At 50.7% G+C, this 25,842-nt stretch carries 21 protein-coding genes; 11 read left to right on the top strand and 10 right to left on the bottom strand.

The window, feature by feature from the left end:
- Positions 1 to 15 precede the first annotated feature (15 nt).
- From MDG893_RS04495 to MDG893_RS20445, 3 genes are all read left to right on the top strand, one after another.
- Entirely contained in the window at positions 16 to 837 is an 822-nt protein-coding gene (locus MDG893_RS04495) for a TIGR04325 family methyltransferase (RefSeq protein ID WP_007152538.1), read from the top strand.
- Between the two features lie 91 nt (positions 838 to 928).
- The gene (locus MDG893_RS04490) at positions 929 to 1,897 is read left to right on the top strand and encodes a JmjC domain-containing protein (RefSeq protein WP_007152537.1); all 969 of its coding nucleotides are present in this window, start codon (positions 929 to 931) and stop codon (positions 1,895 to 1,897) included.
- Positions 1,898 to 2,242: 345 nt separating this feature from the next.
- Positions 2,243 to 3,796, top strand: a complete 1,554-nt coding sequence (locus MDG893_RS20445; RefSeq protein WP_007152536.1) for a golvesin C-terminal-like domain-containing protein — start codon at positions 2,243 to 2,245, stop codon at positions 3,794 to 3,796.
- Between the two features lie 7 nt (positions 3,797 to 3,803).
- Here the strand turns inward: MDG893_RS20445 and MDG893_RS04480 are convergent, their stop codons facing one another.
- Both MDG893_RS04480 and MDG893_RS04475 read right to left on the bottom strand, forming a co-directional pair.
- Entirely contained in the window at positions 3,804 to 4,967 is a 1,164-nt protein-coding gene (locus MDG893_RS04480; RefSeq protein WP_007152535.1) for a DegT/DnrJ/EryC1/StrS family aminotransferase, read from the bottom strand.
- A 21-nt stretch (positions 4,968 to 4,988) separates the two neighbouring features.
- Positions 4,989 to 6,125, bottom strand: a complete 1,137-nt coding sequence (locus MDG893_RS04475) for a glycosyltransferase family 2 protein (RefSeq protein WP_007152534.1) — start codon at positions 6,123 to 6,125, stop codon at positions 4,989 to 4,991.
- 61 nt (positions 6,126 to 6,186) lie between these two features.
- Here MDG893_RS04475 and MDG893_RS04470 point away from each other — a divergent pair, with 61 nt between their 5' ends.
- The 6 genes from MDG893_RS04470 to MDG893_RS04445 all read left to right on the top strand — a co-directional run bounded on the left by MDG893_RS04470 (position 6,187) and on the right by MDG893_RS04445 (position 14,544).
- Positions 6,187 to 7,284, top strand: coding sequence for a polysaccharide deacetylase family protein (locus tag MDG893_RS04470; protein WP_157132755.1), 1,098 nt, complete (start codon positions 6,187 to 6,189; stop codon positions 7,282 to 7,284).
- On the top strand, positions 7,281 to 8,393 hold the full coding sequence (locus MDG893_RS04465) for a glycosyltransferase (protein ID WP_007152532.1): 1,113 nt from the start codon (positions 7,281 to 7,283) through the stop codon (positions 8,391 to 8,393). Before MDG893_RS04470 ends, MDG893_RS04465 begins: the two co-directional genes overlap by 4 nt.
- A 75-nt stretch (positions 8,394 to 8,468) precedes the next feature.
- Complete coding sequence (locus MDG893_RS04460) at positions 8,469 to 9,665, top strand: polysaccharide pyruvyl transferase family protein (RefSeq protein WP_007152531.1); 1,197 nt, start codon at positions 8,469 to 8,471, stop codon at positions 9,663 to 9,665.
- 5 nt (positions 9,666 to 9,670) lie between these two features.
- Positions 9,671 to 10,822, top strand: a complete 1,152-nt coding sequence (locus MDG893_RS04455) for a glycosyltransferase family 4 protein (protein WP_040474287.1) — start codon at positions 9,671 to 9,673, stop codon at positions 10,820 to 10,822.
- Positions 10,819 to 12,282 carry a lipopolysaccharide biosynthesis protein gene (locus MDG893_RS04450; RefSeq protein WP_007152529.1) on the top strand — a complete coding sequence of 488 codons (1,464 nt, stop codon included), beginning with the start codon at positions 10,819 to 10,821 and terminating at the stop codon, positions 12,280 to 12,282. The genes MDG893_RS04455 and MDG893_RS04450 overlap by 4 nt, the downstream gene beginning before the upstream one ends.
- Positions 12,283 to 13,572: 1,290 nt before the next feature.
- Positions 13,573 to 14,544, top strand: a complete 972-nt coding sequence (locus tag MDG893_RS04445; RefSeq protein ID WP_040474286.1) for a hypothetical protein — start codon at positions 13,573 to 13,575, stop codon at positions 14,542 to 14,544.
- 128 nt (positions 14,545 to 14,672) lie between these two features.
- On the opposite strand, the gene MDG893_RS04440 is transcribed toward MDG893_RS04445, so the two are convergent.
- The 4 genes from MDG893_RS04440 to MDG893_RS21385 form a co-directional block, all read right to left on the bottom strand.
- Positions 14,673 to 15,995, bottom strand: coding sequence for a phenylacetate--CoA ligase family protein (locus MDG893_RS04440; RefSeq protein ID WP_007152527.1), 1,323 nt, complete (start codon positions 15,993 to 15,995; stop codon positions 14,673 to 14,675).
- On the bottom strand, positions 15,988 to 16,911 hold the full coding sequence (locus MDG893_RS04435; protein WP_040474285.1) for a glycosyltransferase family 2 protein: 924 nt from the start codon (positions 16,909 to 16,911) through the stop codon (positions 15,988 to 15,990). The genes MDG893_RS04440 and MDG893_RS04435 overlap by 8 nt, the downstream gene beginning before the upstream one ends.
- 65 nt (positions 16,912 to 16,976) lie before the next feature.
- On the bottom strand, positions 16,977 to 18,269 hold the full coding sequence (locus MDG893_RS04430; protein ID WP_007152526.1) for an O-antigen ligase family protein: 1,293 nt from the start codon (positions 18,267 to 18,269) through the stop codon (positions 16,977 to 16,979).
- The gene (locus MDG893_RS21385) at positions 18,262 to 18,714 is read right to left on the bottom strand and encodes an arsenate reductase/protein-tyrosine-phosphatase family protein (protein ID WP_425268451.1); all 453 of its coding nucleotides are present in this window, start codon (positions 18,712 to 18,714) and stop codon (positions 18,262 to 18,264) included. Before MDG893_RS21385 ends, MDG893_RS04430 begins: the two co-directional genes overlap by 8 nt.
- A 284-nt stretch (positions 18,715 to 18,998) precedes the next feature.
- Here MDG893_RS21385 and MDG893_RS04420 point away from each other — a divergent pair, with 284 nt between their 5' ends.
- Positions 18,999 to 20,174, top strand: a complete 1,176-nt coding sequence (locus MDG893_RS04420; RefSeq protein ID WP_007152524.1) for a carboxylate--amine ligase — start codon at positions 18,999 to 19,001, stop codon at positions 20,172 to 20,174.
- A gap of 2 nt (positions 20,175 to 20,176) precedes the next feature.
- Positions 20,177 to 21,352 (top strand): ATP-binding protein, encoded by a 1,176-nt coding sequence (locus tag MDG893_RS04415; RefSeq protein WP_007152523.1) that lies wholly within the window; start codon positions 20,177 to 20,179, stop codon positions 21,350 to 21,352.
- Here MDG893_RS04415 and MDG893_RS04410 read toward each other — a convergent pair.
- Genes MDG893_RS04410 through MDG893_RS04395 form a run of 4 tightly spaced genes read right to left on the bottom strand, consistent with a single transcriptional unit; the run spans position 21,313 to position 25,822 of the window.
- Positions 21,313 to 22,353 (bottom strand): polysaccharide deacetylase family protein, encoded by a 1,041-nt coding sequence (locus MDG893_RS04410; protein WP_007152522.1) that lies wholly within the window; start codon positions 22,351 to 22,353, stop codon positions 21,313 to 21,315. The two genes, MDG893_RS04415 and MDG893_RS04410, sit on opposite strands and share 40 nt — an antisense overlap.
- Before the next feature lie 53 nt (positions 22,354 to 22,406).
- Positions 22,407 to 23,513, bottom strand: a complete 1,107-nt coding sequence (locus MDG893_RS04405) for a glycosyltransferase family 4 protein (protein WP_007152521.1) — start codon at positions 23,511 to 23,513, stop codon at positions 22,407 to 22,409.
- 18 nt (positions 23,514 to 23,531) lie between these two features.
- Positions 23,532 to 24,509: a GNAT family N-acetyltransferase gene (locus MDG893_RS04400; protein WP_007152520.1), complete on the bottom strand. Its 978-nt coding sequence runs from the start codon at positions 24,507 to 24,509 to the stop codon at positions 23,532 to 23,534.
- Positions 24,509 to 25,822: a FemAB family XrtA/PEP-CTERM system-associated protein gene (locus MDG893_RS04395; RefSeq protein WP_007152519.1), complete on the bottom strand. Its 1,314-nt coding sequence runs from the start codon at positions 25,820 to 25,822 to the stop codon at positions 24,509 to 24,511. Before MDG893_RS04395 ends, MDG893_RS04400 begins: the two co-directional genes overlap by 1 nt.
- Positions 25,823 to 25,842 lie beyond the last annotated feature (20 nt).

Here is a 25,842-nt window from a genome sequence, read left to right as displayed (position 1 = left end):
GTAAAGGAGACAACAGTGAACAAAGCCTTGAAGAACCGTATTATCAACAGCATCGAATTGCTGCCCTATGGCCATGATCTCTACCTTCACATGGCCAGGAAGCGGCTGGGGATCACCTATCGGGGCGTTTACGAATCCTTCCACCAAGCCCAACAACACGCCATCAGCCAGTTGGCCAACGAATACGATGTCATCAACGAGAACAAAGGCGAACACCTGGAACAGGAAATGCCGATCCTGGACAAGCGGGTACTGGATATCGATTACCCGTTAATGTTCTGGCTCTCACGGCTGATGCAGCCCTCACAACGGCTACTGGAACTGGGTGGCAGTATCGGCCAGGGATTCTACAGTTTTGAAAATTTCTTCCCCTACCCCGACGGGCTCCAATGGGTGATTGCTGAGTTGCCGGCGGCCGTCGACGCCGGGCGCAAGATCGCCAGCCAGAAAGACGAAGCACGGCTTGCATTCATCGACAGCAAGGACATGAGTGAAGAAGAGGCCGTCGATATCTTCATGACGGCGGGAACACTGCAATACATGGACACCAGCATTGCCGAAACCGTGAGCCAGCTCAAGCGACTCCCCCAGCATGTGCTGGTCCACAACCTACCCGCCCACCCGACAGAAGACTTCTGGACACTGCAATACCTGGAAGTCTGCGAGGTGCCTTATCACATCACCTCACAAGCCAATCTGGTGAGTGACATGGAAAAGGCAGGATACCGACTGGTGGACAGGTGGAAAAACCCGCGCCGGATAGAAATTCCCTACCATCTGGAAAAAACAGTAGAGCATTACCATGGATTTTATTTCGCCGTTAACGATGCGACATGAGCAAGGCTATGGCCCGCATTCCGGCCAATTGACGGCTTTCAGCGGTCTACCTATAATTTTCTAACGCCATCCCGAGCAGGAGCAGGCGAGCATGGATACAGCTGAACAAATAGCGGTTCCCGAAACCGCAAACCGAGCGAAAAGCGATCAGCCTGCGGCACCCGCTGGCAGGTTCAAGGTTTGGGTTGAGGACGAAACGGACTTCTCTCTGAACGGCATCTCGCTCCTGGGGCACAACTTCTATGAACACCCTCTGCTCCAGCTTGATCAGTTGGAAGCACTGGCTCATCGCCTGCTGCCCTTAAAGCAATGCCGCTTTATCGTTCCCGGTGCCAAGCAGAGTTCCAAGTTCATTCATCATGCCGAAAGCCCGGACGGGCGTGATCTTTCCGACGTGTTTGCAAATATCTCGGAACCCGGCTCCTGGGTGGCTCTGTACAATGCCGAGACCGATCCGCAGTACGCCGGGCTCGTCAATGAAGCCATCTCATCCGTCGAGCACCTGGTCGACCGGGAGCAACCGGGTATCTTCAGCCCACAGGCGTTTATTTTCATTTCCGCGCCTCCGTCGGTGACACCCTTTCATATCGACCGGGAAAACAACTTCTGGCTGCAGATACACGGGCGTAAAATCATGAACGTGTGGGATTCCCACGACCGGAACATCATCCCTGCTCACACCGTGGAAAGCTTCATCATCGACAGGTCCCTTCACGATGTCACCCTGAAAGACGAGTTCATGGACGCTCGCTACGAGTGGGACCTTGGGCCAGGAGAAGGTGTCTATTTCCCCAGCACCTCTCCCCACTCGACACGCACCGAGAACACCTGGGTGACCCCGGAAAACGGCGTAACGGTGTCCATTGGCATTGTCTTCTATACCAAAACCACCCGCAGGCACGCCTATATCCATTCGCTGAATCGACTGTTGCGGCGGTTTGGTGTGTCTCCGAGGTTTCCTGGAGAGTCGCCGTTTGATGGTCTGAAATTTGCCTTGGGGAGATTGCTGGTGGAGGCGAAAAAGAGACTCAGGGGGTACAAACCACCGACTGGATTCTAGGCTTTCAATGCCGACCGATTTTCCTCCTCATACATCAACTCTACGTTCTTGAAATCTCCCCGCATTGTGTCCGCTTTTTAGTGCACTTATACGTTAAGTGCATATACCTCGATTTAACATTCAAAAACGATTCAAGTACGCATTAGAAAATACCGTAACCACCAACAATACTTGTACTTGTCCGAACGTAAAATTTTCGGGCGTAGGTTCTTTCGGACGACTCACCCAATAAAACGAAGATACAACACAATAAGAATCAGCGTTCAGAGACATTTGTCGGCGTCTTAGCACGCGCTTGACCTTAGCAGTCCGTATCTTTAAACCCAGTCGCCAGAGGACGCTCCCATGGCCAGAAATAAAACGATTTTAGTTCTGTCTATCACGAGCTCGATTTTTGCAGGTTGTGCCACCCAATCCCAGTTACCTGTTGACGACCTCCCACCGCCCGCTGCCGGAGGCCCGGCCGATCATATCATCGACAGCGACAGCATTGGTTTCTACACCGAGGGGAACTGGACCAAGTCCACATCCGTTTCTGGCTACCAAGGCGATCATTATCTTCAATCAGCCCCCGGAGATGGCAGCAGTGTTGCCACCTGGAACCTGAACATCATCAAAACCTTTGACGTGTATGCGAAGTGGACCTCCTCGGGATTGAGGGGCTCCAACGTGAAATACGTTGTTCATTACCTTGATGATCGGGACAACCTCGTTACGGAGACTGTCACTGTCGACCAACGGCAAAACAATGGTGAATGGGTGAAGCTCGGCACTTATCGAATGTCCACCCTTACCGGCCGGGTAACCGTCAGTGATGACGCCGACGGCTACGTAGTTGCAGACGCGGTGATGTTCCGTGAACTTGGAACTGGCGACGATCAGGACGGCGATGATACCCCGGATACCGGCGACAGCGACGGCGATGGCATTGACGACGAATGGGAGCGGCAATATGGGCTTAACCCCAACGACCCGTCTGATGCCAGCCAGGACCTGGATGGTGATGGACTCTCCAACAAAGACGAATTTGTGTTCCTGACGGATCCGACGATTAGTGATACGGACGCCGACAGTATCCCGGATGGATTTGAAGTGGCCTACGGCCTGGACCCTACGGTTGATGACTCGGAACTGGACTCCGACGCAGACGGCCTGACGAATTTCCAGGAGTATCTGGCTGGCACCGACCCTAACGACGATACCAGCGGTCTTTCCAGTAACGCTGTCTTACTCACCTGGGAAGCGCCTACGGAGAGGGCCGATGGCAGCGCTCTGTCTCAAAGCGAAATTGCCGAGTACGAACTTTCTTACCAACGAGTATCTTCGTCAGCAGACGTGACGATCGATAACACGGACTCCGGTTTCGTCTCTTATGGTGGTGGCCGTGAATCCACAGGTTATGGCGGATTTATTGGCGATAACTATTTCATTATGAATCCCGGTTCTGGCGAAGTCAGTGCACAGTGGCAGGTTTACGAGCTTAGCTCAGGGACGGAGTACGAGCTTTACGGGCATTGGGTATCAACTCCATTGCGCGCGCCCGATGCAGAATACAGGTACACCTATACGTCTTCGAACGGCTCACAAACTACCGAAGCCGTGACGGTTGACCAGCGGGAAAACGGGGGCTCCTGGCAATTGCTCGGAACGTTTGTCAGTGGGGGCTCTCAAGCGGTTGTGGAAATAGACAATGATTCCGACGGCTACGTGATCGCAGACGCCATAAGGCTGACCGGATCATCAGCAACGGAAAACACCGTATCAATCGAGTCGGAACGCCACAACAGCTACATCATCAAAGACCTCGAAAGTGGCCAATGGCAATTCAAAATCCGAGCCGTTGACTCCAATGGCCTGACCAGCGAGTACTCGGAAATTGAAACACGGACGATTGAATAGGGCATGACTACAATTCAGCCACGCTGAAAAGAATGCGACCTGTGAGGGCAACGTCTGCGGGCGTTACACCCTCATGGGTCGGCAGTGTCAATAAACACGAGGCAAAATCACTGGCCATGGGGTACTCAGTCCCCTCTACCAGCGCGGCAACGCCGTCTATCTGTGGTAGCGAGCACCCATAGAAGGCGCTTGCTCCAATGCCTGCCGAATTCAGGGCCGCGAGCGCCCGATCGCGCATGTCTTTGCTCGGTGCCAGAACGGGATAGCGGAGCAAAGGAAACGGCGGCAGCTGATCGTTACGGGCAATCTCTGACCTATCGCTGGCCAAGCACTTCCATCCCCGGGCTTCAAGCCCTGCCAGCTCAGTGTCATAACGTTGATGGATCAACGGTCGTAACTGAATATCACGCAATCCAGCCTGTAGGACGCTCTCTGGAAGATCAAGGCGGGAAATGGTGTCCAGTCTGTGAAGCCTGGTCTCACCAATGCCCAGGAAAGGCATCCGCTCCAGCACGTAGTATGGCCATCGCCTCATCAGAAGGTTGAACACCAGGCGTTTGACCAACCATTTTATCCCCACCTTCAACAACGACACAGGATACTGGCCAACGGACTCTTCCGCATGCCCAGCGAGGTCGGTCCGAATCAGCAAAGCGCCCCCTCCCATCAGGTTGATGGGCTTTCCTCGCCCGAAACTCAATACGACAAGGTCCGCATCTGGTTTAAAAGCACTCGCAGGTGGAAAACACTGAGCTGAGTCTTCAATAAGAAGCAGATTGTGCTCCCGACAGATGCCTGAGAGCTCTTCCAGGCGCTCCGGAATACCAAGGAAGCCCACCCCTACCACGGCAACCGTCGAGGGTGTTATTGCCTCCCGAACCCCGAGATCGTTCATGCGTGGATCGTTTGGAAGCAGATCCACCAGAATTGGCCTGGCCCCCTGGGCAACGATTGCCGACACCAAATCCGGGCAACCGTAGGCGGGAATAATCACCTCGGGTTCAGGAACCTTAGAATGGCGACGAATGGCAATCGCAACCGCCAGTGACAGCGCTTCGGTACCGGAGCCCATGAACTCAGTATGATAGAGCGCTGCCCAAGGCAACTCCTGGCGCTCATGAACGCGGGGAAACGGGACCGGACTCCCAACCGGACGCAGCTTACCTTTCATTGGAGAGGCCTCTATCACCCGTCAACGCTTTGAGGGTGTCCATACCGTCATCCTGCGGCCACCAAGAAAGCTAACGGTTGCATGGGCAACCGCCAGATTAACCTGAACAAAGAAATAGGGAATCTTCACCAAGGTATGCTTACGTAGCTCAGGCGCGAAGTGCCCCGCCAGAACACACCCATAAAAAGCCAATTGCAGCAGCAATGCCAGTGCGTATATACCGCCCTTTCCCGCAACGGCAAACGAGACTAAAAGCAGTAGCACCTGAAACCACGGAACGGCCCACCGCATCAGCTTGTGGCCGAAGACCTGGAACGCAAAGCGGCCAAACTTGAACGGATTCAGTACCTCGGGATGCCGGCTCAACGCCGTCAGCCCCCGAATGATGGTGCGAACCTTACGCTGATATTCCTTCGAGGCGTCCGCCACGTCCTGATAGTAGCCAAGTACATCCGGGGCAGTTACCGCCACAAGCCCTTTGCGGGCACTGTTCAAGGCCGTATTGAAATCACTGGGGGAATAGATATCCCAGTTTTCCTGGCACACCTCCTTACGAGCCGCAAAAAACGAGCCGCTCAACCCCACAAGACCCGCCCGCTTGGATTCCAGGCCCCGTAACCACATCTCGTAACGCACGTAGGCGCCCTCACCCACCACGCTACCATCCCGACTGATAAAACGATCCTCGCTGGACACTGCGCCAACGGTGGGGTCGTTGAAATAAGCCACCATACGGCCAATGGCGTCTTCAGGAATCGACGTCGCAACGTCTGAAAAAATCAGGATGTCGCCGGTCGCGGCATTGATCGCCTGCAATTGGGCGTGTTCCTTCCCCTTCCGTTCCTCTGCGCGGGCAAGCTTAACGCCGCGGCTTGCGTACTCGCCGACGATCTGGTCGGTTTCGTCGCTGGAAGCATCCGAAGCAATAATGATTTCCAGGCCCTGGTAGTCCAGAGCCAGGCAGTTCTCAATTTTGTCCCGGATTCGGTGGGCTTCGTTATGGGCCGTTACAATCAGGGAAACGGCTGGCGAAGTGCCGGGCTGGGCATGTTTGCGGTCCGCTTCCGGACGACAGGGCATAAACCGAAGGATGAGTGGGTAAATAAAGTAGCTGAACAGTGCTCCAATTGCCGCAAACCAGAATAGAATAACCAGCATCGCTCCCAATCCCTGTGAACCCTTGTGGATGACATCTCTGCACACTACTGGCAGAATCTCTATGGCGATAAACTATACATGGACGAACAAGCCAAAACCATTGGCGAAGCCGACGGAGGCCCAAGGCGTGGCATTCTTCAGATCCCTTGTTAAATCAGGCGCTCTTACCGTGCTGGCCTGCTATGGTTGGTTGCGAGTGCGTCTCTCGAACAAGCCAGCGTTGCTGATCCTCACTTACCACCGAATTCTCCCGGCGGATTCGCCCGAGCGTGCCGTTGAGCAACCGGGCATGGTCACCAGCCCGCAAGCACTCGAAAACCATATCAGGTTTGCCCGTAAACTTGGGGCCGAGCCCGTCCACCTCTCCGACTGGCTTGACCGTAACAGGCAAGGCAAGCCGCTTCCTAAGCTAGCGGTTGCCTTCACCTTCGACGACGGCTGGCAAGATAACTATCAATACGCCTATCCAGCTCTCAAGGCACAGAATGCACCAGCTACGATCTTCCTGGTTACCCGGATGATTGACACCGACAAGACCTTCTGGCCGGAACAGGTACTCAGCCTGCTGACTTCGAAGACCATTCCGGAGAACGATCCTTCCTTTGACTGGTTGCGCCGACACATGCCTGAAGGGGCAGCTCATGACACGAGTCGCCCACTTTCGCTTCTGGAAGCCGACGATGTCATTGCGCGCTTGAAGTCACTGGAAGACGCCACGATCCTTGCATCTCTTCAACAGGTTTATACATCGCACCCGGATATGGCCCCCGCAGAAACCTCCAGATCCATTCTCAGCGGCTCGGAACTGACAGAAATGGCGAAAAACGGACTCGTGATGTACGGCGCGCACACCAGGCATCATTACCGGCTGAACCGGCTGAAGGATGAAAAAACGCTCAAGGAGGAAATCGTGGGCTGCCTTCAGGACCTCAAATCCCTGGGCGAAGCCGCGATACCAGTGTTTTGTTATCCCAATGGGGACATAACCGGCAAGGGCGAAGCGCTGGTTTCCGATAACTATCAGGCAGCGTGCACCACCAAGACCGGCTGGAACCTTGCAGGGTGCAACCCTTACGACCTTCATCGCTTCAACCTCCACGATGGAAACAGTCACAGTAATCGGACCTTATTGGCTACCATCGGGCGCGGTCTTCTATGACGCAGGGTAAGTCCAAACGGGTTGTAACCCATGTGGTGTCTGGCGATCTATGGGCTGGCGCCGAGGTTCAGGTATACAACCTTTGTCGGGCACTTCAGGCCACGGATCAAGTCTCTCCGACAGCAGTAGTATTTAATACCGGTATCCTGCACGACAAACTGCTCGAACTGGACATCCCCGTTACCCTGGCGGACGAGACAAAACTTGGTCCGATAGCCATTGCCCGCGCCATCGCGTCTCATTGCAAAGAACACAAAACCGGGATCGTGCACACCCACGGCTTCAAGGAAAACGTGCTCGGCATTATCGGTAAAGAGCTGGCGCGGGTGCCGATTTCCGTTCGCACCGTCCATGGTAACCCGGAAACAGCCTTTACTCTGACACGCCCTCACAAATGGCTAGTCCAGAAACTGGACGTTGTTCTAGGACGGTTGCGACAACAGGCTATTATTGCGGTATCTACCCAACTGGAGGAAACGCTGGGAAAGCTGTTTCCGGAAAAAGTGCATAAAATCTTCAACTTCATCGATGTGGACGACACCCGGCGCCAGTGGAAAACTCCTACTGAAATAGATGGTGAGACGCCACGTATTGGCATTGTCGGGCGCCTGGTACCCGTTAAACGGGTGGATATCTTCATCAGAACCCTGGCGCAGTTAAATCATCAGGGCCTTGCGTGTCAGGGCGTGATCATTGGAAGCGGCCCTCTGGAGCCAGAACTGCGACAGCTCACTGCCGATCTGGACATCGCAGACAAAATTGATTTCAAGGGGTTTGTAAGCCCCGCGACCGCCGAAATGACGAAGCTCGATGTGCTGCTGATGACATCCGACCATGAAGGCCTGCCAATGACGCTTCTCGAGGCCCTGGCGCTGGAGATACCGGTTGTCGCACATCACGTTGGCGGCATTCCCGAAGTATTGGACAATGGGCGTTGCGGTTGGCTGGTTCAGAACCACTCGCCCGAAGGCTACACCCAGGCGTTAACGCAGATTTTGACCGAAGACACCGACCGTCGGCATAAAACCGATAGTGGCCTTATGCACGTTCATCAATTTTTTGGTGTTGAGGCCAATACGGTTAAGTACACGGACGTTTACAATACATAAGCACCACGATTTTCGTGATGCCTTGTATGCCAAAAAGCCGAATATTCGCTTAATACAAACAGAGTAGACAGGAACATGCCGAAAATTCTCATGCTGTCGGACATAACCGGATTGGGCCCCGACTACCATGTCGGTGACGAAGCCATGGCGGAAGTCGCTATTGAGCGCCTGGGCCAACTCGTGGGCAAGGAGAACCTGATACTGGGGTGCGCAAGCCCGGCCAAGGTTCCGGAAACCTATGGAATCAAGGCATTCGCGTTCTATCACACCCCAGACGACGTGCTCCGGGAAATGCGGTGGAAAAAACCTCTATCGTACTTGAAGGCGATGGCCACCAACCTTTATCAGGTACTCAGGTGCGACAAGGTTGTGGTCTGCGGCGGCGGCAACATGACCAGCGTGTGGACCGGCGTTCTCGAAGCGCGCCTCCGCCTGCTGAGAGTAGCCAACTTTTTCAGGAAAGACATTTACCTGGTCAGCCAGACCATTGGCCCCTACGACGAAAATCACCGTAGGCATGTCGATAGAGTACTGAAACACGCCAAGTGGATTGGTGTAAGAGATCTCAACTTTTCCCACACTCAAATCAGCAAACCTGTGGAGTTCGCTCTGGACGACGCCTGCTTTCTGGAGAAGCGACACAACGACTACACGCGGGGCATCGGTACAAAGAACGCGCCCTTCGCCTGCGTCTCGATGAGAAAATTCGGCGGCATGGACGATGACGACGTGCTACGCGTTGCCACCGTCATAGAAAAGGCCCTGTCTTCCAATAACGTTAATACGGTTTTTATCCCGCATCATGCGCCAAGGGGCACAGAAGGCGACATCAAGCTTGCACACAATATCGAGCATTTGTGGCCAGCCAATCGCTTCCACCTAGTTGACCCGATCCCTCTCGCCTCTTCCCTCAAAGCGTTAACGGTAGACAGTCAGTTCGTGGTATCCATGCGCTACCATCAACTGATATTCGCCCTCTCCACGGGTGTGCCAGCAGTCGGTATCTATGTCAATGAATACACCGAGGCAAAACTGCGTGGGTCATTTGAAGCTCTAGGCCTCAAGCCGCTAGTAACATCCATTGACGACGTACAACAGAACCTTGAACCACTGATAAGCGAGGCCCTGGAGTCACGGGCGACGTTCGAAGCCGCAGCTTTGAAGGTCCAAGGCAACGCACGAGCTATCAGTGAGCGCCCCTATCGATTGTTGGCCGATGTTGCCGAATACGCCCAACCCGTCGCATCGGCGAAAGAGGACATCAAGTCGTGACAGGGATGATGGTGCTGTTCCACTGCGAATCGAATCCAGGTTACGCGGCTTCAAGCCACGAACACACGTTTTTGGAGGTCGCCAAACACTTTACGGGTGATATATCTAAGATCCATTACGCCTACGCAAACCTTGATGGGGGGATGACCCCCTCCTTGCCCAAAGACCTGACGAACGTCATTCACCTGGACACTCGCTGGTCAACACCGAAACAACTCCGCGCCGTAGAGCGCTATGTCAAAGACCACAAGATCACTCGTCTATTGGGTTTCGATCAGCCTGTCTCCCGGCCCATGTATAAAGCGCTCAGAAACGGAGGCATAAGCACCTTCGTTTCCTATTGGGGCGCGCCCATGAGCTCCCTAAATACCGGATTGAAGCTATTCCTCAAAAGGCTCGAGGTATTCACGAAACCCCACGGCCCCGACCATTACGTTTTTCAGTCGACAGGAATGAGAGACACCGCCGTCGATGGGCGAGGCATACCGCTGTCGAAGACCTCCATTGTTAAGACCGGAATTGATACCGACAGGTACGCCCCCGACGATACCAAAAAGCACTATGCCCATGAACAACTGAACATACCCAAAGACCGCGAAATTATTGTGTTTACCGGGCATATGGAGCGCAGGAAAGGCGTTCACGTGATACTCCAGGCAGCCAAAGTCCTTACTCAGAACCTCGACTACAAGAACGTCCAGTTCCTTATCCTAGGCAACCGCCCCGGCGAGAAAGAAAACTTCGAAGAATATCTGCAAAACCCGGACGTAAATAATCATATTACATTTGGCGGCTACCGGAACGACATCCCTGACATCCTGAAAAGTTGCGCCATGGGAATGATTGCATCAACGGAATGGGACTCTTTTCCCATGTCCTCTCTTGAAATGGCGGCCACAGGGCTCCCCCTGCTCGTGTCGGCGCTACCTGGGTTAAACGAGGCGGTAACACCAGCAACAGGGAGAACTTTTCCTGTGGGTGACTACAATGCCGCGGCGGCGGACATACAAAACATATTAAACAACCAAGGCCTGAGGCAAGCAATGGGCGCCTCCTCCCGAGAGCGAGTTCTAAAACATTACTCAAGAGCCGCTCAGGCAAGAGGCCTGATTAATATCTTTGAAGCGCTGGAAAGAACAACGGAGTACACGCTGTGAGCCAAGCGCAGCAGATGGTAAAGCACTCAACTATATACGCAGTTGGTAACATCTCCCGGCAGTTGGTTGGCTTCATTATGTTGCCAATCTACACACACTATTTAACGCCGGCTGATTACGGCGTGATCGGCCTCCTTGTCTTCCTTGTTAGTCTGTTCGAGGTGGTGTTGGGCGGACACATGTTTCAGGCCGTTCCCAAATTTTACCACCAGGAAGAAACAAAACTGCTGAAGAACTCAGTAGTATCAACTGCACTCTTGGTCACGTCGTTTTTCAGTGGTATGGCCAGTATTTTAATGGCCAGTTTTTCCGGCCCGTTAGCCGAAGTGGTTTTTGGGAAGGAAGAATATAGCATCTACATCATTATATTCTCAGCCTTGATAGTAACCCACGCGCTGGAACAATACGGGCTGACTTACCTAAGAATTGTCAAAAAACCATGGACCTACTTTAACTTCAACATGATTAAACTAGGCTTACAGCTTGGCTTAAACATATTGACCATAGTAGTTCTTGACTGGGGACTGATGGGGCTGGCATTAAGCAGCCTGATTTCTTCTGTGATTATAGCGCTAGCGCTATTAATTTATACAGTTTATAAAACTGGATTTCTTGTCAGAAAAGCTATCGCCATTTATATCCTAAAATTCAGCTGGCCACTCTGGATATCAGGACTGATTGGATTATACATCGGTTCTTCCAACCGGTATTTTATCAGGATTTTTTCATCTCTCGACGAAGTTGGTCTTTTTGAACTGGCTGCCAAATTCGGATCAATTGTTTCGGTACTGATCTGGTTACCTTTTTCTCAGTACTGGCAGACTGAGCGCTTCGAAATTGCAAAACTGAAGAACCCTTACCCCGACTATTCTATGGCATTTCGAATGATTACTGCATTGTTGGTAATCGCGGGTGTAGGGGTAAGCATATTCTCAGGTGTCATAATCAACATAATGTCCGACGAGCTGTTTCACACAGCTTACAAGGCCATACCCTACTTGGTCATTGCCGGCATATTTCAATGTCTAACTATATTTAACAACTTTAGCTTCATGTTAACAGATAGAACCTTTGAGATTACAAAGAATAATGCAATAACGGCCATCGCTATATCTATTTTTTACTTCATATTAATACCTTTCTATGGTTTTGTTGGCGCATCAATTGCGTTTGCTTTGGGATCGTTAGTGCAATATGTCTACGCGCTGCACAATGGAAACCAATTTTATCCATTGAAAATCCAACAAACACCTCTAGCGATATCTATATCAATACTTATAATTTCTACAATGATCGACCAAGCTTTGATAAGCTCTGACTTGACGCTTGAAGCAATAGCTTTAAAGCTTGTCATATTTATCGCGGCGTTTTTTTCAACCCTATACTGTTTAAGCAGCAAACCTGAACGCAAAAAACTAGCGACAAAAATATCTAAGAACTTAAAAAGCAAATTAAGTTAACTTCAAAACTCAATAAAATTTGGACATCGTTGATTTTGAGAGCTAAACGAAATATGAATCCTGATAGGAACCGATTTTTCTGCGGTGGGAATACTAATTACTCAGCGCCCCAAGAGTAATTTTCCCGAGGCGCAAAATCCGAGTGGATCATTAACCCGCAATGACATCATAGATTCAACGGTTGCATGTCACCCGTTGCAGCTGAGAAATATCTAAAATACTGCCCGGGGATTAAGAAACCACTGCAATAACCTTAAACGCTAACTCTGGACGCAAACTGTTGGATTCGCGAGTCGGTACCGCTGATTGCGGGAGAAACAAGGTAGCGTAATCAGAATCAACCCGACGCTTAAAAGTGCCAAACTGCTAGGCTCTGGTACGGTTCTAGATATTAGGTGGGCACGTAAGGGTGTAACGTTACTATCACTCCCTATGCGCCCATGAAAAGAATCTCCAACCTGCCAATTTTCTACTCTATATCGATCAAAAAGGCCCTCAATGTCATCAATCTGCAGTAAAAATCCGACATCTGGCAAACTCATCCTCGCATAAGCATAGCTAGAATCCATATTTAAGCTTTTAGTGAAGTAGTTAGAGCTTGCACCATGCGTTACTAGCAGAGAGTCCCAGATGGCCGAAACCGAATATGAATTTTCATAGGTGACCCAATCCCGGTCCGCGTTTTGGGAGTCGGAAGTGATTTGATCAGAAGTCGGTAACGGAAAATCGACATTGAATGTAGTGGAAAGAGATCTCGTACTGACTCCCTCAGTCCCTGAAAAAACTTCAACTCTGAAGTCGTATGTAACTGGAATTGCATAGACTTGGCTTGAAAGAAATAAGCACAGAGCCCCTAACACCCTCGGGCACAGCAGACCTGACTTCATAACCACCTTCCTTTTTGGTAGCAGACATTTTGGTAGCCAGCATTGAATTTAACAACTAATAGCCAACGTAGTAAACCGTAACGCACATTTTGGGCCAAGCATCCTGACACAGCCTACCTAAAGGTCATGGAGTCGGTAGATCACATTCACACATGAAATAGTGTAAAGAAAGCTGTCACAGGTGGTAAATGAGTAAGAATGCCCCATTCCGCCTTCTGCTGGAGCCCAACTGAAGTCCGCTAGAGCGCTCTACGTACTCTTCTGAATGGGAGCTGCCGCCCCCTCCCGACAGGCACAAACCGCCAGGATTACAAAATTGTACGAATTATGCACACGATTCGGCATCACAACGACCGGTTTTGTTGTAAAATAAGGTTAAATACGGCTTCTCTTTGGAGTGAACATGAACCTGCGCCCTCTTCTCCTAGCAGCTCTTACGGTTACAATTCCCGCCCCCGGCTACTCCAAGGTGTTGTTCGAAAGTGGTGTATCGGGTGGCTCTCCCATGTATCTCGGTGCCTCCTCAGCCCATCCTGGTGGTGGATACATCTCATTCCTCGGTGGCGAACTAGTTAATGGATACAATCCGGGGAATGGCACTCAAGACTACACCTCGTACACTAACGTAATTGTCGATACTTCTAGCGCTGCAAAGAACCCCCTCACTGGTACTGACTGGTCTTTCAAGACGCAGTATAGAGCTGGATTCGAACGCAGCTATCAGTTGAACACCACCATTATCAAGTTCCCTGAGACTGACGTGCTCTACGTGCGCTGGTATCAAAAGTGGTCGAAAGACTGGATCTGGCCTTCAGATCAACAGAAGCTGCTTAAGATAAAGGGGGATGGGATTAGCCAAAACTTTAAGGTATCGTTCTCAAACAACTTTATAAACCTGACACACCTGTCTCCAGAGCCTTATAGCTATCTGAACGAGTCTTACGTTTTTTCGAACTATGACGGGAACAAAACGGAATTTCGACAGGAAGACTCTTTCAACAACAAGCTCGGACCGAATGGCGAAGATATCAATTACCCATTGAATCGGGACCAATGGTACTGCATTGAGACTTACGTCAAGGCTAATGACCAAGGAGCGAGCAATGCAGAATATCGCTATTGGATCGACGACAAGCTAGCTTTCGAGCTTACGAACACCAAAGCTCGTACCGACGCGAGCGCTAAAATGAGACTGATAGAACTCCAACATGTACTCCAAGGCGCAGGCAATTCAATCGACACGCCAACTTGGATGAGTGACATAGTCTTGTCTACTGAGCGAATCGGATGTGGAGAAGTAAGCGGGAACGGGGATGACACGTCACCGACTGGTTCGCAACCCAAGCCACCGACCAACTTTACAATAGAGCGATAGGTTTGCCCTGCTGATAAGTAAAGTGAATTAAAACGGCAGGTAGAAGCTAATCTTAAGGTACATAAAGACTTATGTGATGAATGCGGCGCTCCAATAATGAAACCGGGCGCCGCATCAACCCGACCCTGTCAGTTCACCAAACTCTTTACCACTCGCATTTTACCTGACTTCTCCCGCGACAAACTTTCAACTAGATTCACTTCAAATCTGAACTCCGCTCCAATGGCCTCGACAAGCTGGTTCTTTAAAGCAAGCTCGAACGAATCATCCCAAGATACATTTGGCACAATATTGACCGATATGGCATCGATGTCGGTTTGTATGGCCTGAAACTGTTTGAAGACGGGCATCTTCTCCTGAATCCCTTCAAATATGTAAATCACAGCTTCTGGATGGATCCTTGTGCCGCTGGGAGACCGAATAATGTCGTACGCCCTTCCATGTATTTTATTAATAGTCGGCAGTCCTCGGCCACAGCGACAAGCACCGTCTCCCATAGTGGCAAAATCCCCTAACCTATACCTCACCAGAGGTGTAACGCGGTTAAAATAGTCCGTTACGATAATTTCTCCAGGCTGACCTGGCTCCGAGTCGATCTCAACGTGCAAGTTGTCAGCCATGACATGCATGCTTCCATGCTCACATTCATGAGCAATCGAGCCGACCTCACCACACCCATATTCATTGAAGACCTTGCGCTGAAAGACATTTTCTATAAACGCTCGAGATGATTCCGACAGCACTTCGGATGTAGTAATAAGCGATACCAGGCTGTTCGGAGGCGGTAATTGTTTTGATTGAATGAATTTTGCAAACTCTTCAATGACACTTACGTATCCATACAAGTATTGAGGCTGGAATTTGCATAGATCATTGTAATACTTGAACAAGTTATCATCGTTGATCGAAAAAGCAGATATTCTTTTCCTATTTGCAATCAAGTCAATGATGCTTGCAGTAAGTCTTCCGCTTCGACTATGGGGGACACCCCAAAACCTAACCTGTCGATCAGCTACGCTAACCCCTGCCCACTCATAAGATCTCCAGGTAGCACAGCGCTCTCGCGCCAACGCCGATGCATTCTTGAAAATTTTGACCGGCTCCCCCGTGGATCCACCGGTGGTTTTCGCCGAACTGAAAAAACCGGTTTTGTTAGCGCGAATATGCTCAAGATTGTTAATAAGCTGGGCTTTTGACAAAGTAGGGAAGTTTGAGCTTGCCTTAATACTACTATCAGTAGTGATGTAGTTAGAAAGGCATTTTTTATAATAACTACTATTCTCAACCGCATATTTTACGATATTTTCAAAGTGTTCAGCTTGGAATGCTTCAAGCTCTCCGGACGACCACCACTGCCGTTCTTCGTATCCCCTGCGATAAAAGGCAATGAGCTCTCCTTTAGCCAACGTTACAGGATAGTAAAAAAGATACTTAGACAACAGCTTATTCATTTCTTTTTCCTTCTAATATCGGATATATAACTGAAGAGGCCCTTCCTAGCAAATAAATATATGCAACTATAATATTACAGAAAAAAGACTTTATATTTTGGAATCCAAACTTTGCATATACAAATATTGCCAAGATCACTAATGTAAGTGTTGCAAAATTCTGGACAATAGTCACAGAGCCAGCCACTACTCCAATCAGGATTCCAGTTTGTAATAGCGTAAAAATTACTGCCAGCATAGCAACCTTGGATCGAACAAAGTAATAGACACTTGAGAAGTCCGAGGCACCATGCCAACATTCCCGGACAATAAACCCGAAAACTGTATTGGGATACCCTAAATGTCTGGCTATTAGCTCGCTATCGGCCTGCACCGATGCACCCGCCTGGAGGGCCCGCTTACACAAGTCATAATCTTCACCAGATTTTAGCGAATCATCAAATCCTCCAATTTCTTCGAAAAGACTACGAGATATAATCAGATGCCCCGACCCAAGATGAGTATTGCGATCATCATTTTCAATTGACTTGTACCAGCTAAAAAATGGTTGTCTTATATCTTCTGGCACGACACAATGAGATCCTGTGATTAATTTGGAGTGCGGTGTTGATTTTAACTTGCATGAAAGTACTTCATACCAAGACCGATCCAGCTCAACATCTGCATCAATAAAAATAAGCAGCTTTCCACGGGCAACCTTTACGCCGTCATTTCTGACGCCAGATACAGTCTTGGAGTTGCTTTCATAAACTAGAGCGCCGCATCTTTTCGCAATTTTTGCGCTTTCGTCAATAGAACCATTATCGACCAGAATAATTTCATAGGTATCGCAAGACTCCTTAAGGCTTTCTTTTATTGAATCTATGACAATACCAATAAAATCTTCACCATTGTAGCAAGGAATAACAAACGACATTCCAACATTACACGAGTTACTATAATGATTCAATTTATTTAAACCCCATCAAATAAATTTATTAACTAATGGCCTTTCTTTACTACCTTTAACTGGAATTTTCGATTAATATTAAAACTATTCGACAACGCTACAACCAAAGCCAAGTGAACCCACAAGAATGGGTAATAGGCCACAGTGACAAACTGTCCGGCAACGATGAATCCAAGTAATGAAATATTGGCGCATCGCCCTATTATCCTCTCATTCTTATTGCAATGTTCAGTTCGGAACTGTCTACCCAGTCGATAGGCAACAAACAATAAACCTAAGAAAACAGAGAGACCCAGTAGCCCTGTGTCGGTACCTATTTGAATAAATATGTTGTGGGGAAGCTCTGCTCTTCCGAGCAGTACATCGCCTAGATAATACCTTTCGAAATAAGATGCAAAGTTGAAATATCCGACGCCCAGAACTGGATTATCCTGAATCATCTCGATACCGTTTTCCCAGTAGAGCAACCGTTGCCTGGAGGTGCCGTCCTCACCCATTGTCTCAAATCGCTGTTTTTGTTCTTCCGGCAAAAAGTTCCAAATCAGAACCATCGAGATCAGAATCGAAACCAGAATCCGAGGCCGAAAAACGAATCTGTAGTTCGCTACAAGTAACTGGCAGACCAATGCGAGCTGCGCACCTCGCGAACTTGCGCCGAGAATAACCATAATAGCCGTTACTGGCATTAACAGAAGTACCAGATACAGTTTTCTTGATATGTAGGGTTTTAACGCATGGGCAAAAGCCCAAGCTATGGGCCAGAAAACAAGCATCTGGATAGCGAGTTCACCGGAGTTTTGGAAAAAGCCTTTTGGGCCCATCAATCCCCAATCGGTGAAAGAAAATCCGCGCCCTGCCCAGATAATGGAAAGAGACAAAGATAGCTTGAATGATGCCAGAAGAAAAATACATATGAAGACAAAAAATCGTCGAGGTGTGTTGACCACATTTATAATTATGAAGTAGATAATAACCCATAAATAATACTTGTCGAGGTTAGAAAAAGAAATTCCTGGAAAATAAGCAAGATAACTCGACAACAAAATAATAAAGAAAAATATTATGAGCAAATGGTTTATCGGGGATGACACCCAGCGTACCGTTTTGTCGGTAAAACACCCTAGTATAGCTCCGATCACTACCAGCTGTGTCCAAGGAAGAAAATCGATAACTGGATAAATCGATTGAGGGCGTACATATTCAAGAAAAAGATATGCACAAACCATCCAAAACGCAAAGCTTTCCCCTTTAAAATAGCGCCACATAGCACCTATTTTAAGGCCATAAAAGTCTTCATCCGTTACTTCTTTGCGCTTTTTAAGCACACATCCCCCTGACAGACTCCATCACGCTCTCCTCGCAATAACTGAAGAACTCATCACTGCAGTTGAAAGGATCATGGATATAGGGGACGGGCTTTCCGCAGTAGGTCCCTGCAAGGGCAAGAGTGTAGTCTTCCCCAATTTTCTGCTGGAACTCAGTAATCTGAGCTGGTTCCATAACCACGATAAGGTCGTCGTTACGGAACCTGAAGTCTTTTACATTTACTGTCTTGTGATCGTCTAGCGAAAGACCCTGGTTTGCTGCAAATTCTCTGGCTCGCGGATCGGCAGGAAAGCCATCGCCACAATTCAAGCCACAAGAAGCGGCCTCACGGCCTAGACTCCGAGCGTACGCCTCTGCGAGAGGGCTACGGCAAATGTTACCACTGCAGACAAATACCAACCTCTGGCAATTTACCGGATCTACCCGCGAGAAAGCACGGTACACACCCAGCCTCGCAAGAGCCCAGTGATAACAGAATCGTAAAAGTCCTTTTCTTGAGCCAAACCGCCCATAGACCAACCGGTTCAACGAGTATTCTCCCTGTTCTGGTCCAGAAAAACCCAGTGTTTCCTAGCTCTGGGTATCATGCCACAAGTTACGTTACTATCGGGAAACATTGATACTTTTTGGCAGCATACATAGCCCGCAGCAATAGAATTTGTGAGCCACATACCGGATAATCGGGCTCCAACTTTCACTATTGGTACAAACAAGGGACGTTTATACCCATGGAACCCAGAATACTCGTACTAGACGGAAATCAGCGTGCCTCCCTGGCCGCTGTGCGATCCTTGGGGGCAAAAGGGCTCTGGGTTGCCGTGGGCGAATCGGCACCGGAATCGCTGGCTGGCTGTTCCCGTTACTGCCGCCAGCGTGTTGCCTATTCAGATCCGTTCCATTCGCCTCGTCTTTTCTTTGATGATATTTTGCAGCAAATCGAATCTCTCGGCATTTCCTTTTTGTTGCCAATCACAGAGGCAACGACTTATGTCCTGCTTCGATACCGCGACGAACTGCCGGATCATATTGTACTCCCCTTCCCGTCCACAGAAGCAGTTGAGCAACTGGCAAACAAGAACGAGCTGTTTCATTTGGCCCTTGAGAAGGATGTTCCTATTCCTGGCACTGTCTTTTGCCAGGATGCCGAAGAGGGTTTGAAAGCGCTTAACGGTGTCGAACGCTTTCCAGTTGTTCTGAAGCCCTTCAAATCAAAGGTATTGGATGGCGACAGCATTGAGTCTACTCAGGTTATCATCGCCAATTCTTTGGAAGAGGCGCGTGCTGCTATAACCTCCAATACGTTCTTCCGTTTTCCTTTCTCTATCCAGTCCTTTATTAACGGCACCGGCCAAGGCGTCTTCGCATTATTCGACCATGGAAACCCCGTGTGCTACTTCGCCCATCGACGACTCAGGGAAAAGCCGCCCGGTGGTGGTGTCAGTGTGCTATGCGAGTCCACTCCGATTAATGAGCCACTCCGGGAATCTGCAGAAACACTACTTCGTTCCGCCAACTGGCACGGCGTGGCCATGGTGGAGTTCCGGGTGGCAGAAGACGGAACCGGGTATCTGATGGAGGTAAACCCCAGGTTTTGGGGGTCTCTACAACTGGCAATCGACTCTGGTATCGACTTCCCGTGGTGGCTGTATCTAGTCAGTACCGGCCAATCCGTTCCCGAGACGACTTGGAAGTATCGCCGCGTACGCTGGTTGCTGGGTGATCTGGACAGGCTTTATCTCGTATTAAAAGCACCTTTGAGCCGTTATTCACTGAGTAGGAAATTGCGGGAAGTCTTCAACTTTGTAACGCCAGGCCTGCGAACCCGCCATGAAGTCAACCGGTGGAACGATCTTCGTCCGTTCTGGTTTGAGCTTAAACATTACCTACGCGCACTGAAGAACTAACGATGCCCGGCAATCAACCCTACGTTATTATCCTTGCCAACGGGCTCAACGGCCTTGGAGCTGTGCGCTCAGCCGCCCATGCAGGGCTGAAGACCTACACACTTGTCACCAATCATTCGGACCTGTGTACCTATAGCCGGTTCAGCCAATATCGCTTCCTGTTGCCGTCCAATCCTACCGTTGAGGATGTTCGGCCGCTTCTGGACCAGCTCCATGCCAATGAGGGTGGGCCGGGTGTTTTACTGGCATGCTCGGATTTGGCCGCGGAGTTACTCGGGCAACTGAAATGTGAAGGTTACGCCAAACAGCACCTTGTTGTTCCGAGCACTGAAACCACAGAAGTACTCAATGACAAGAAGCTGGAATGCCAGTACATGGAAAACGGTGGTATTACCCTGCCGAAGACTTATTACCAGCTGTCGGATGACGCACTCGATTCCTTTCCCATCATTATCAAGCCACGGACGTTCCGAGAATACAGTTTGCTGGGTGCAAAGAACGTTATCCTCAACTCTATCGCTGAACTGGATGAGTTCCGGCAGCGCTTCAAGGATCATCTTGACCGATTCATCGGTCAGGAAGTGATTCGGGGGGGAGACGATAACCTGTGGGTCTGCAATGTGACATTCGATCACCAGCAGCAGCTCAGTGCCTGCTTCGTGTTCAAACGACTTGGAACGATGCCTTCACACTACGGCGTGACATCGATGGCGATCAGCCAGGACAATGAGAAACTACGGCAAGAGTGTGAAAAAATTGGTAAGGCCCTGAACTACACAGGCCCTGCGATGATCGAGTTCAAGAAGGACCCAAACTCAGACAGCTACTACTATATTGAAACCAATCCCCGCCTCGGCATGTGCAACTGGTTTGATACCCGTTGCGGTGTCAACAATATCCTGGCGTGTACTCACGCAGCCTACGGACAGAAGATTGCATTGCCTCTCCAGAAAAACAATTGGGTTTACTGGAACTTTTTCGGCGACCTGATTGCACGGCTTGAAAACAGGGAGAATGTGTTTTCGATACTCTTCCGCTACCTGGTGGTACTCCGCCGGCGGCGTATTGGAGCCTTGCTCTACTGGAAAGACCCGCTGCCCGCCTTTCGATATGCTCGCTCATCTATTCGGGACATCGCTCAGCGGGTTGGCAGAAAGCTACGTGAAACCATTGGCTGATTAGGCAGCTTTTCTTTCATGGCCTCAAAACGGTTTACGATTTGAATAAAATCGGCGACAGCCCCAGGGACTGAAAATCGCGGGAGCTCAAAGTGACTACAACCTTGGCTGACGTAATTCGGAACCGTGTTGAACGCCATCTTGAACCCTGCCCGTTTCAGTTCGTCGATATCAGCCAGATCATAATCTGAGCGGCGCCCAGTCGGGTAGGCGAATACTTCCGGCGTATATTGCAGTTCCTGCTCAACCCTTTTACGGGCTTCGTTGATTTCCTGATGCTTTTCGTCAGATACCAGCGCCGAAAGAATGCGGTGTGAACAGGTGTGCGGATACACCCCGTGCCCCCTTTCACGCAGCGATCTTGCATCGTCCCAGGACATCGGCTGGTATTCCGGGGGAATATTGCAAGGGAACTCAACCTTCAATTTGTGGTAGAGCTCCTCCTTCAACCAGCGGTAAATATGTGCCTGCTTGTCTTTTTTCAGCGCGTTCCGTATCTCACGGGCAGTCTGCCTGATGTTCTTCACCGAAAGATCGATGGAGTATTCTCCCCCCGATGGAAGCTGGAGGCTGACCTGTCGCAGCTCGGTCCTATTCAATGCATAGGCTATCTGGTCGTCCCATGGCCACAGGTGCTTATCCAGCAAACCGGTGATCACAAAGAAATTCAGCGGAAAGCCAAACTCATCAAATACCTTCGCGGCCACGTCATGGTGGTCAAAGAAGCCATCATCAATGGTAAACATGACCGTTTTCGAGGGGATTGGCCCACCTTTCTCAAGAACCTGCCAGAGTTGCTCCATGGACAATACGTTGTACTTGCGACTGGACAGGTATCGAAGGTAGCTGCGAAGCTTGTCAGCAGTCATATCGCCAGGCACATTGTCGTTCCCGTCAGTGACCCGGTGCAGCATAAAAACTGGGATGCGGCCTGGGCATAGCAGGCGATACAGGCCCGTCTCGCCAACAAGGTTTACGAACTTCAGAACAACTGATTTCACGGCTGCGCCTCCTGCGTTAAATCCATACGACTCCGGTCCATCGGCTGGGCGCCTCAGCGCCGAATAAACCTTTCATACAGCCCGTGGTACGCCTGCAACATACTGCCAAGGCTGAAACGCTCCAGTGCGTTTTGTCGAGCCTTTTCAATAACTTTGTTGCTCAATGCCGGATCTTTCAAACGCTCGACGGCACTGACGATTGCGTCCGGGTCTTTGGTGGGTATCAGCAGCCCGGTTTCGCCATCGGAAAGGATTTCCTCAGGACCGCCACTGCGTGTCGCGATAATAGGCACTCCAGCCATCATAGCTTCAACGGTGGAGATTGAGAATCCCTCTGACACCGAGGGTAATAGAAATATGTCTGCCTGTCGCAGGATGTCTGCGACGTCTGCCCTGAAGCCAAGCCAGTGAATGTTGGGAGGCTCTTCAGCCCGGGCTATCTGGGTCTCTAGCTGCTTAAACAGGGAGGCCCTCTGGTGCCCCACAACAACAAAGTGAACGCCGGGATCCAGTCTGGCCATCTTGATGGCCGCATTCACCAGGTGTTCATAACCTTTCGCGGGCCGAATATTACCGATAGAGACCACAACGGTAGCCGCCGGTGGTAAACCCAGCTCCTCTTTCAGGCCCGAGGCAGGCGCCTCACAAAACAGATTCGGGTCGACACCGTTGTATATCAGATTAATCTTGCGGGCCGGTAAGGAACTGCGTGCCGCCAGCTCTTCCTGTAACCGCTTGGAGACACAGACGATTGCAGACGCCCCCCAACCGATGATGGAAAATTTCGCTCTCAGAAACCGTTCTCCGGCCGCCACATCGACCGCACCATGAAAAGTCGCGATCATGGGCTTGCGGCAAATCAGGGCCAGCAAAGCGCCGTATACGTTCGAACCCAGCAGGTGAGCGTGAATCAGGTCCACGTCGTCATGGTTCACCAACTGCCTCAATGCCTTGATATAGCCAAGGTTGAAGCTGCCCTTGGAGTCAATGAAACGGGGTGTAATACCAATACTGCGAACCTGGTCTGCCACCCAACCTTCACCCCGCAGCACCACCACATTACGAAACTCAGTGTGCTGCAGCTCTTTAAGAAGATTAATGAAAACGGTTTCGGCGCCTCCAGGGCCCGTTGTATCAATTAGATGCAAAATGGTCTTCATACAGTCCCTGCCATGGCCTTAGAACCCTCTCATCCAATAGAGGACCCGGAATAATGCGCTTTTCACAAGCATTACGGATACAAACTGATAGGTGTCTGTTGCCAGACTCGCTTTATAATCCTCTTTCTTGCCTTTGCCCGCCAGAAAATCAAACCGATGAGTATCTGGTTGCTGGAACGCCTCATCAATGGCATACCCCAGGTGAAGAGTGCCAAGGGATAGCTTTTTATGGAAGTTCTCCTCAAACCCTGCCTGGATGTTATAAACGACACCCCGATACCAGACATTGTAAAGAACAGACACCACCGTATCGTCACACAGTAATGCCGATAGATAAGGCCGACCGCCCTCATCTTCTATTCGGGAGAGGAAAGCCCGATGAAAACCCAGACTTTTGTCAGTTACACAGTCTTTTCTCCACCTGGCCCGATGAAAACGGTTCAACGCCTGGAAAAAATCCTCTGGGCGGGTTGGCCATAGGTTTTCTTGCCGCACCTCCCCTAGCGACTCAAAGAGGGCCCGGCGATTGTAGAGCCTGAGGCGACTATTGGCACCAAGGGCCTCCAGGTAGTCATTGAAGTCGCCGGACGTTGTGACTGCGTATCCGTCGTCAGCGGCAATGATCCGGAAAGCCCAGTGATGGGTAGCCGCGAGGGTGACCAGGGCAGAGAGCTCTTCGGAGCCAGTACGCAAGTCGTTGAATACCGCCTCACTCCAGGGACTCGCTTCCAGTTGTCGCTCCAAACCACGGATCAATGACTGCCCGTCTATGCCTGAAAAAAAGCGGTTGTGTTCCGTTCGTGGCGTTCTTAGTTCACGGGAGCTGGTGCCCACAAACTGGAGTGAGCGTATTGGCAGTAGCCCTTTCAACCGATACCGGGACTCATACAGCCCGGACACTTGTCCGTCCCAGGGCCGGACCAGGCGGAAACTTTTCTGGTGCCCCCAGGTGTCCCACCAGGCGCTTTGCCACGCCTTCGTCTGGAACAGGCTCATTACGGCAGGGCCTTGACGATATGGGGGCCAAGTAGCCTGGTTACCCAAACTGGTAGCCGCTGCCACACGGCGATCAAAAGCCTGAACTTCGGGTTGTTCGGATTCAGGGCGGGAAGGGCTTCGCCTTCCGGCAACAAGTAGTCCCAATGCAATGTCAGAGGTTGGGCACCCCACTGTTGCTTGAAACGATAGGTGCCGGCATCGTGGCTGCAACGGCCGAAGTCGAACACGTCATAACCCTGCTGAATCGCAAACTCGAGAGCTTTCCAGTACATGATCATGTTGATGCTGGTGTGATTGTACCTGCGCAGTGTAGACGCCCAGGGAATCTCCATGCGGCCCTTGTAGCCGGTCAGGAAGGCGCAGCCAACCGCGCGTCCCTCAATGCGGGCAATCACCAGCCACGCCTGTCCGTCCAGAGAGTCCAGGAGGTTTCGAAAAAAGTCTTTGCCATAGACCGGCGTCCCAAGATCACGCATGTTGATGGCGAACACCCGGTAAAACTCGTCCAGCAATTCGGAACCGCCGATAGTGAACCCGTCCATCTCCCGCTCGCCTCGGCGAATTTGAGCTCGCAGTTTGGGCTGGAAGCTGTCCCAAAGGTCTTCGGGTTTAGGCGGCAATGGCAACCAGAAGGTGACTTTGTCCTTGCGTTGGGGCAATCCCAGTTCATTATCCTGGCAAAACCGCATTTCCAGGTGGCCTGCCCCCAGTTGCTGTCGCGCCTTCTCTCCTTCTCCGATGAGCTTCTTGGCAATGTCGGGATGGTCAGCCAAAACCCCGCCATAATTAAAATACGGCATTGAAACCAGGAAGTTCCCGAACAGGCGGCTGTTGAGTTGCACCAGGGGAAGCACACCGACGATACCGCCAGCGTAATCGTAGGCGCAGAGATAACGGGTGTCGTGGCCGTAAGTTCTGCGGATGAACGATGAGACGCCAGGCCTATGCCAAACTGACGCGGCCGGATGCCGGGCAACGTAGGCGTCCGCATGATGCAGATCGGAATCTGGGCAGGGCTCCACGACAACGGCTTGCGCCGTCGTGGTATTTCCAATGGCGGGGGGAATGGTGATGGGCTGTGGGGCCCATTTTTCCTGGGTCTGGGCTCCGTTGAGCTGCTTTTTGACCTGCTTCTGAAGACGCTTTATCTCACCGGATACCTGCTGAAGCTCGGCGATCAGCTCATCCGCGCTGTTTCCGTCTTTGCGTGCCTCGCCTACAAGGCGACTCAGTCGGCCTTTGGTGCCCTTCAAGTCATCCAACCGCGCCTTTGAGGCCTCCAGGCTGGGGATAGGTGTCTCCATTCCCATTGCGCTATCCTTAAAATCCT

Origin of the sequence: Marinobacter algicola DG893 (assembly GCF_000170835.1) — a bacterium.
GTDB lineage: Bacteria > Pseudomonadota > Gammaproteobacteria > Pseudomonadales > Oleiphilaceae > Marinobacter > Marinobacter algicola.
The sequence above is the reverse complement of the archived record's forward strand: the minus strand, read 5'-3'. Positions and strand labels throughout refer to the sequence as shown.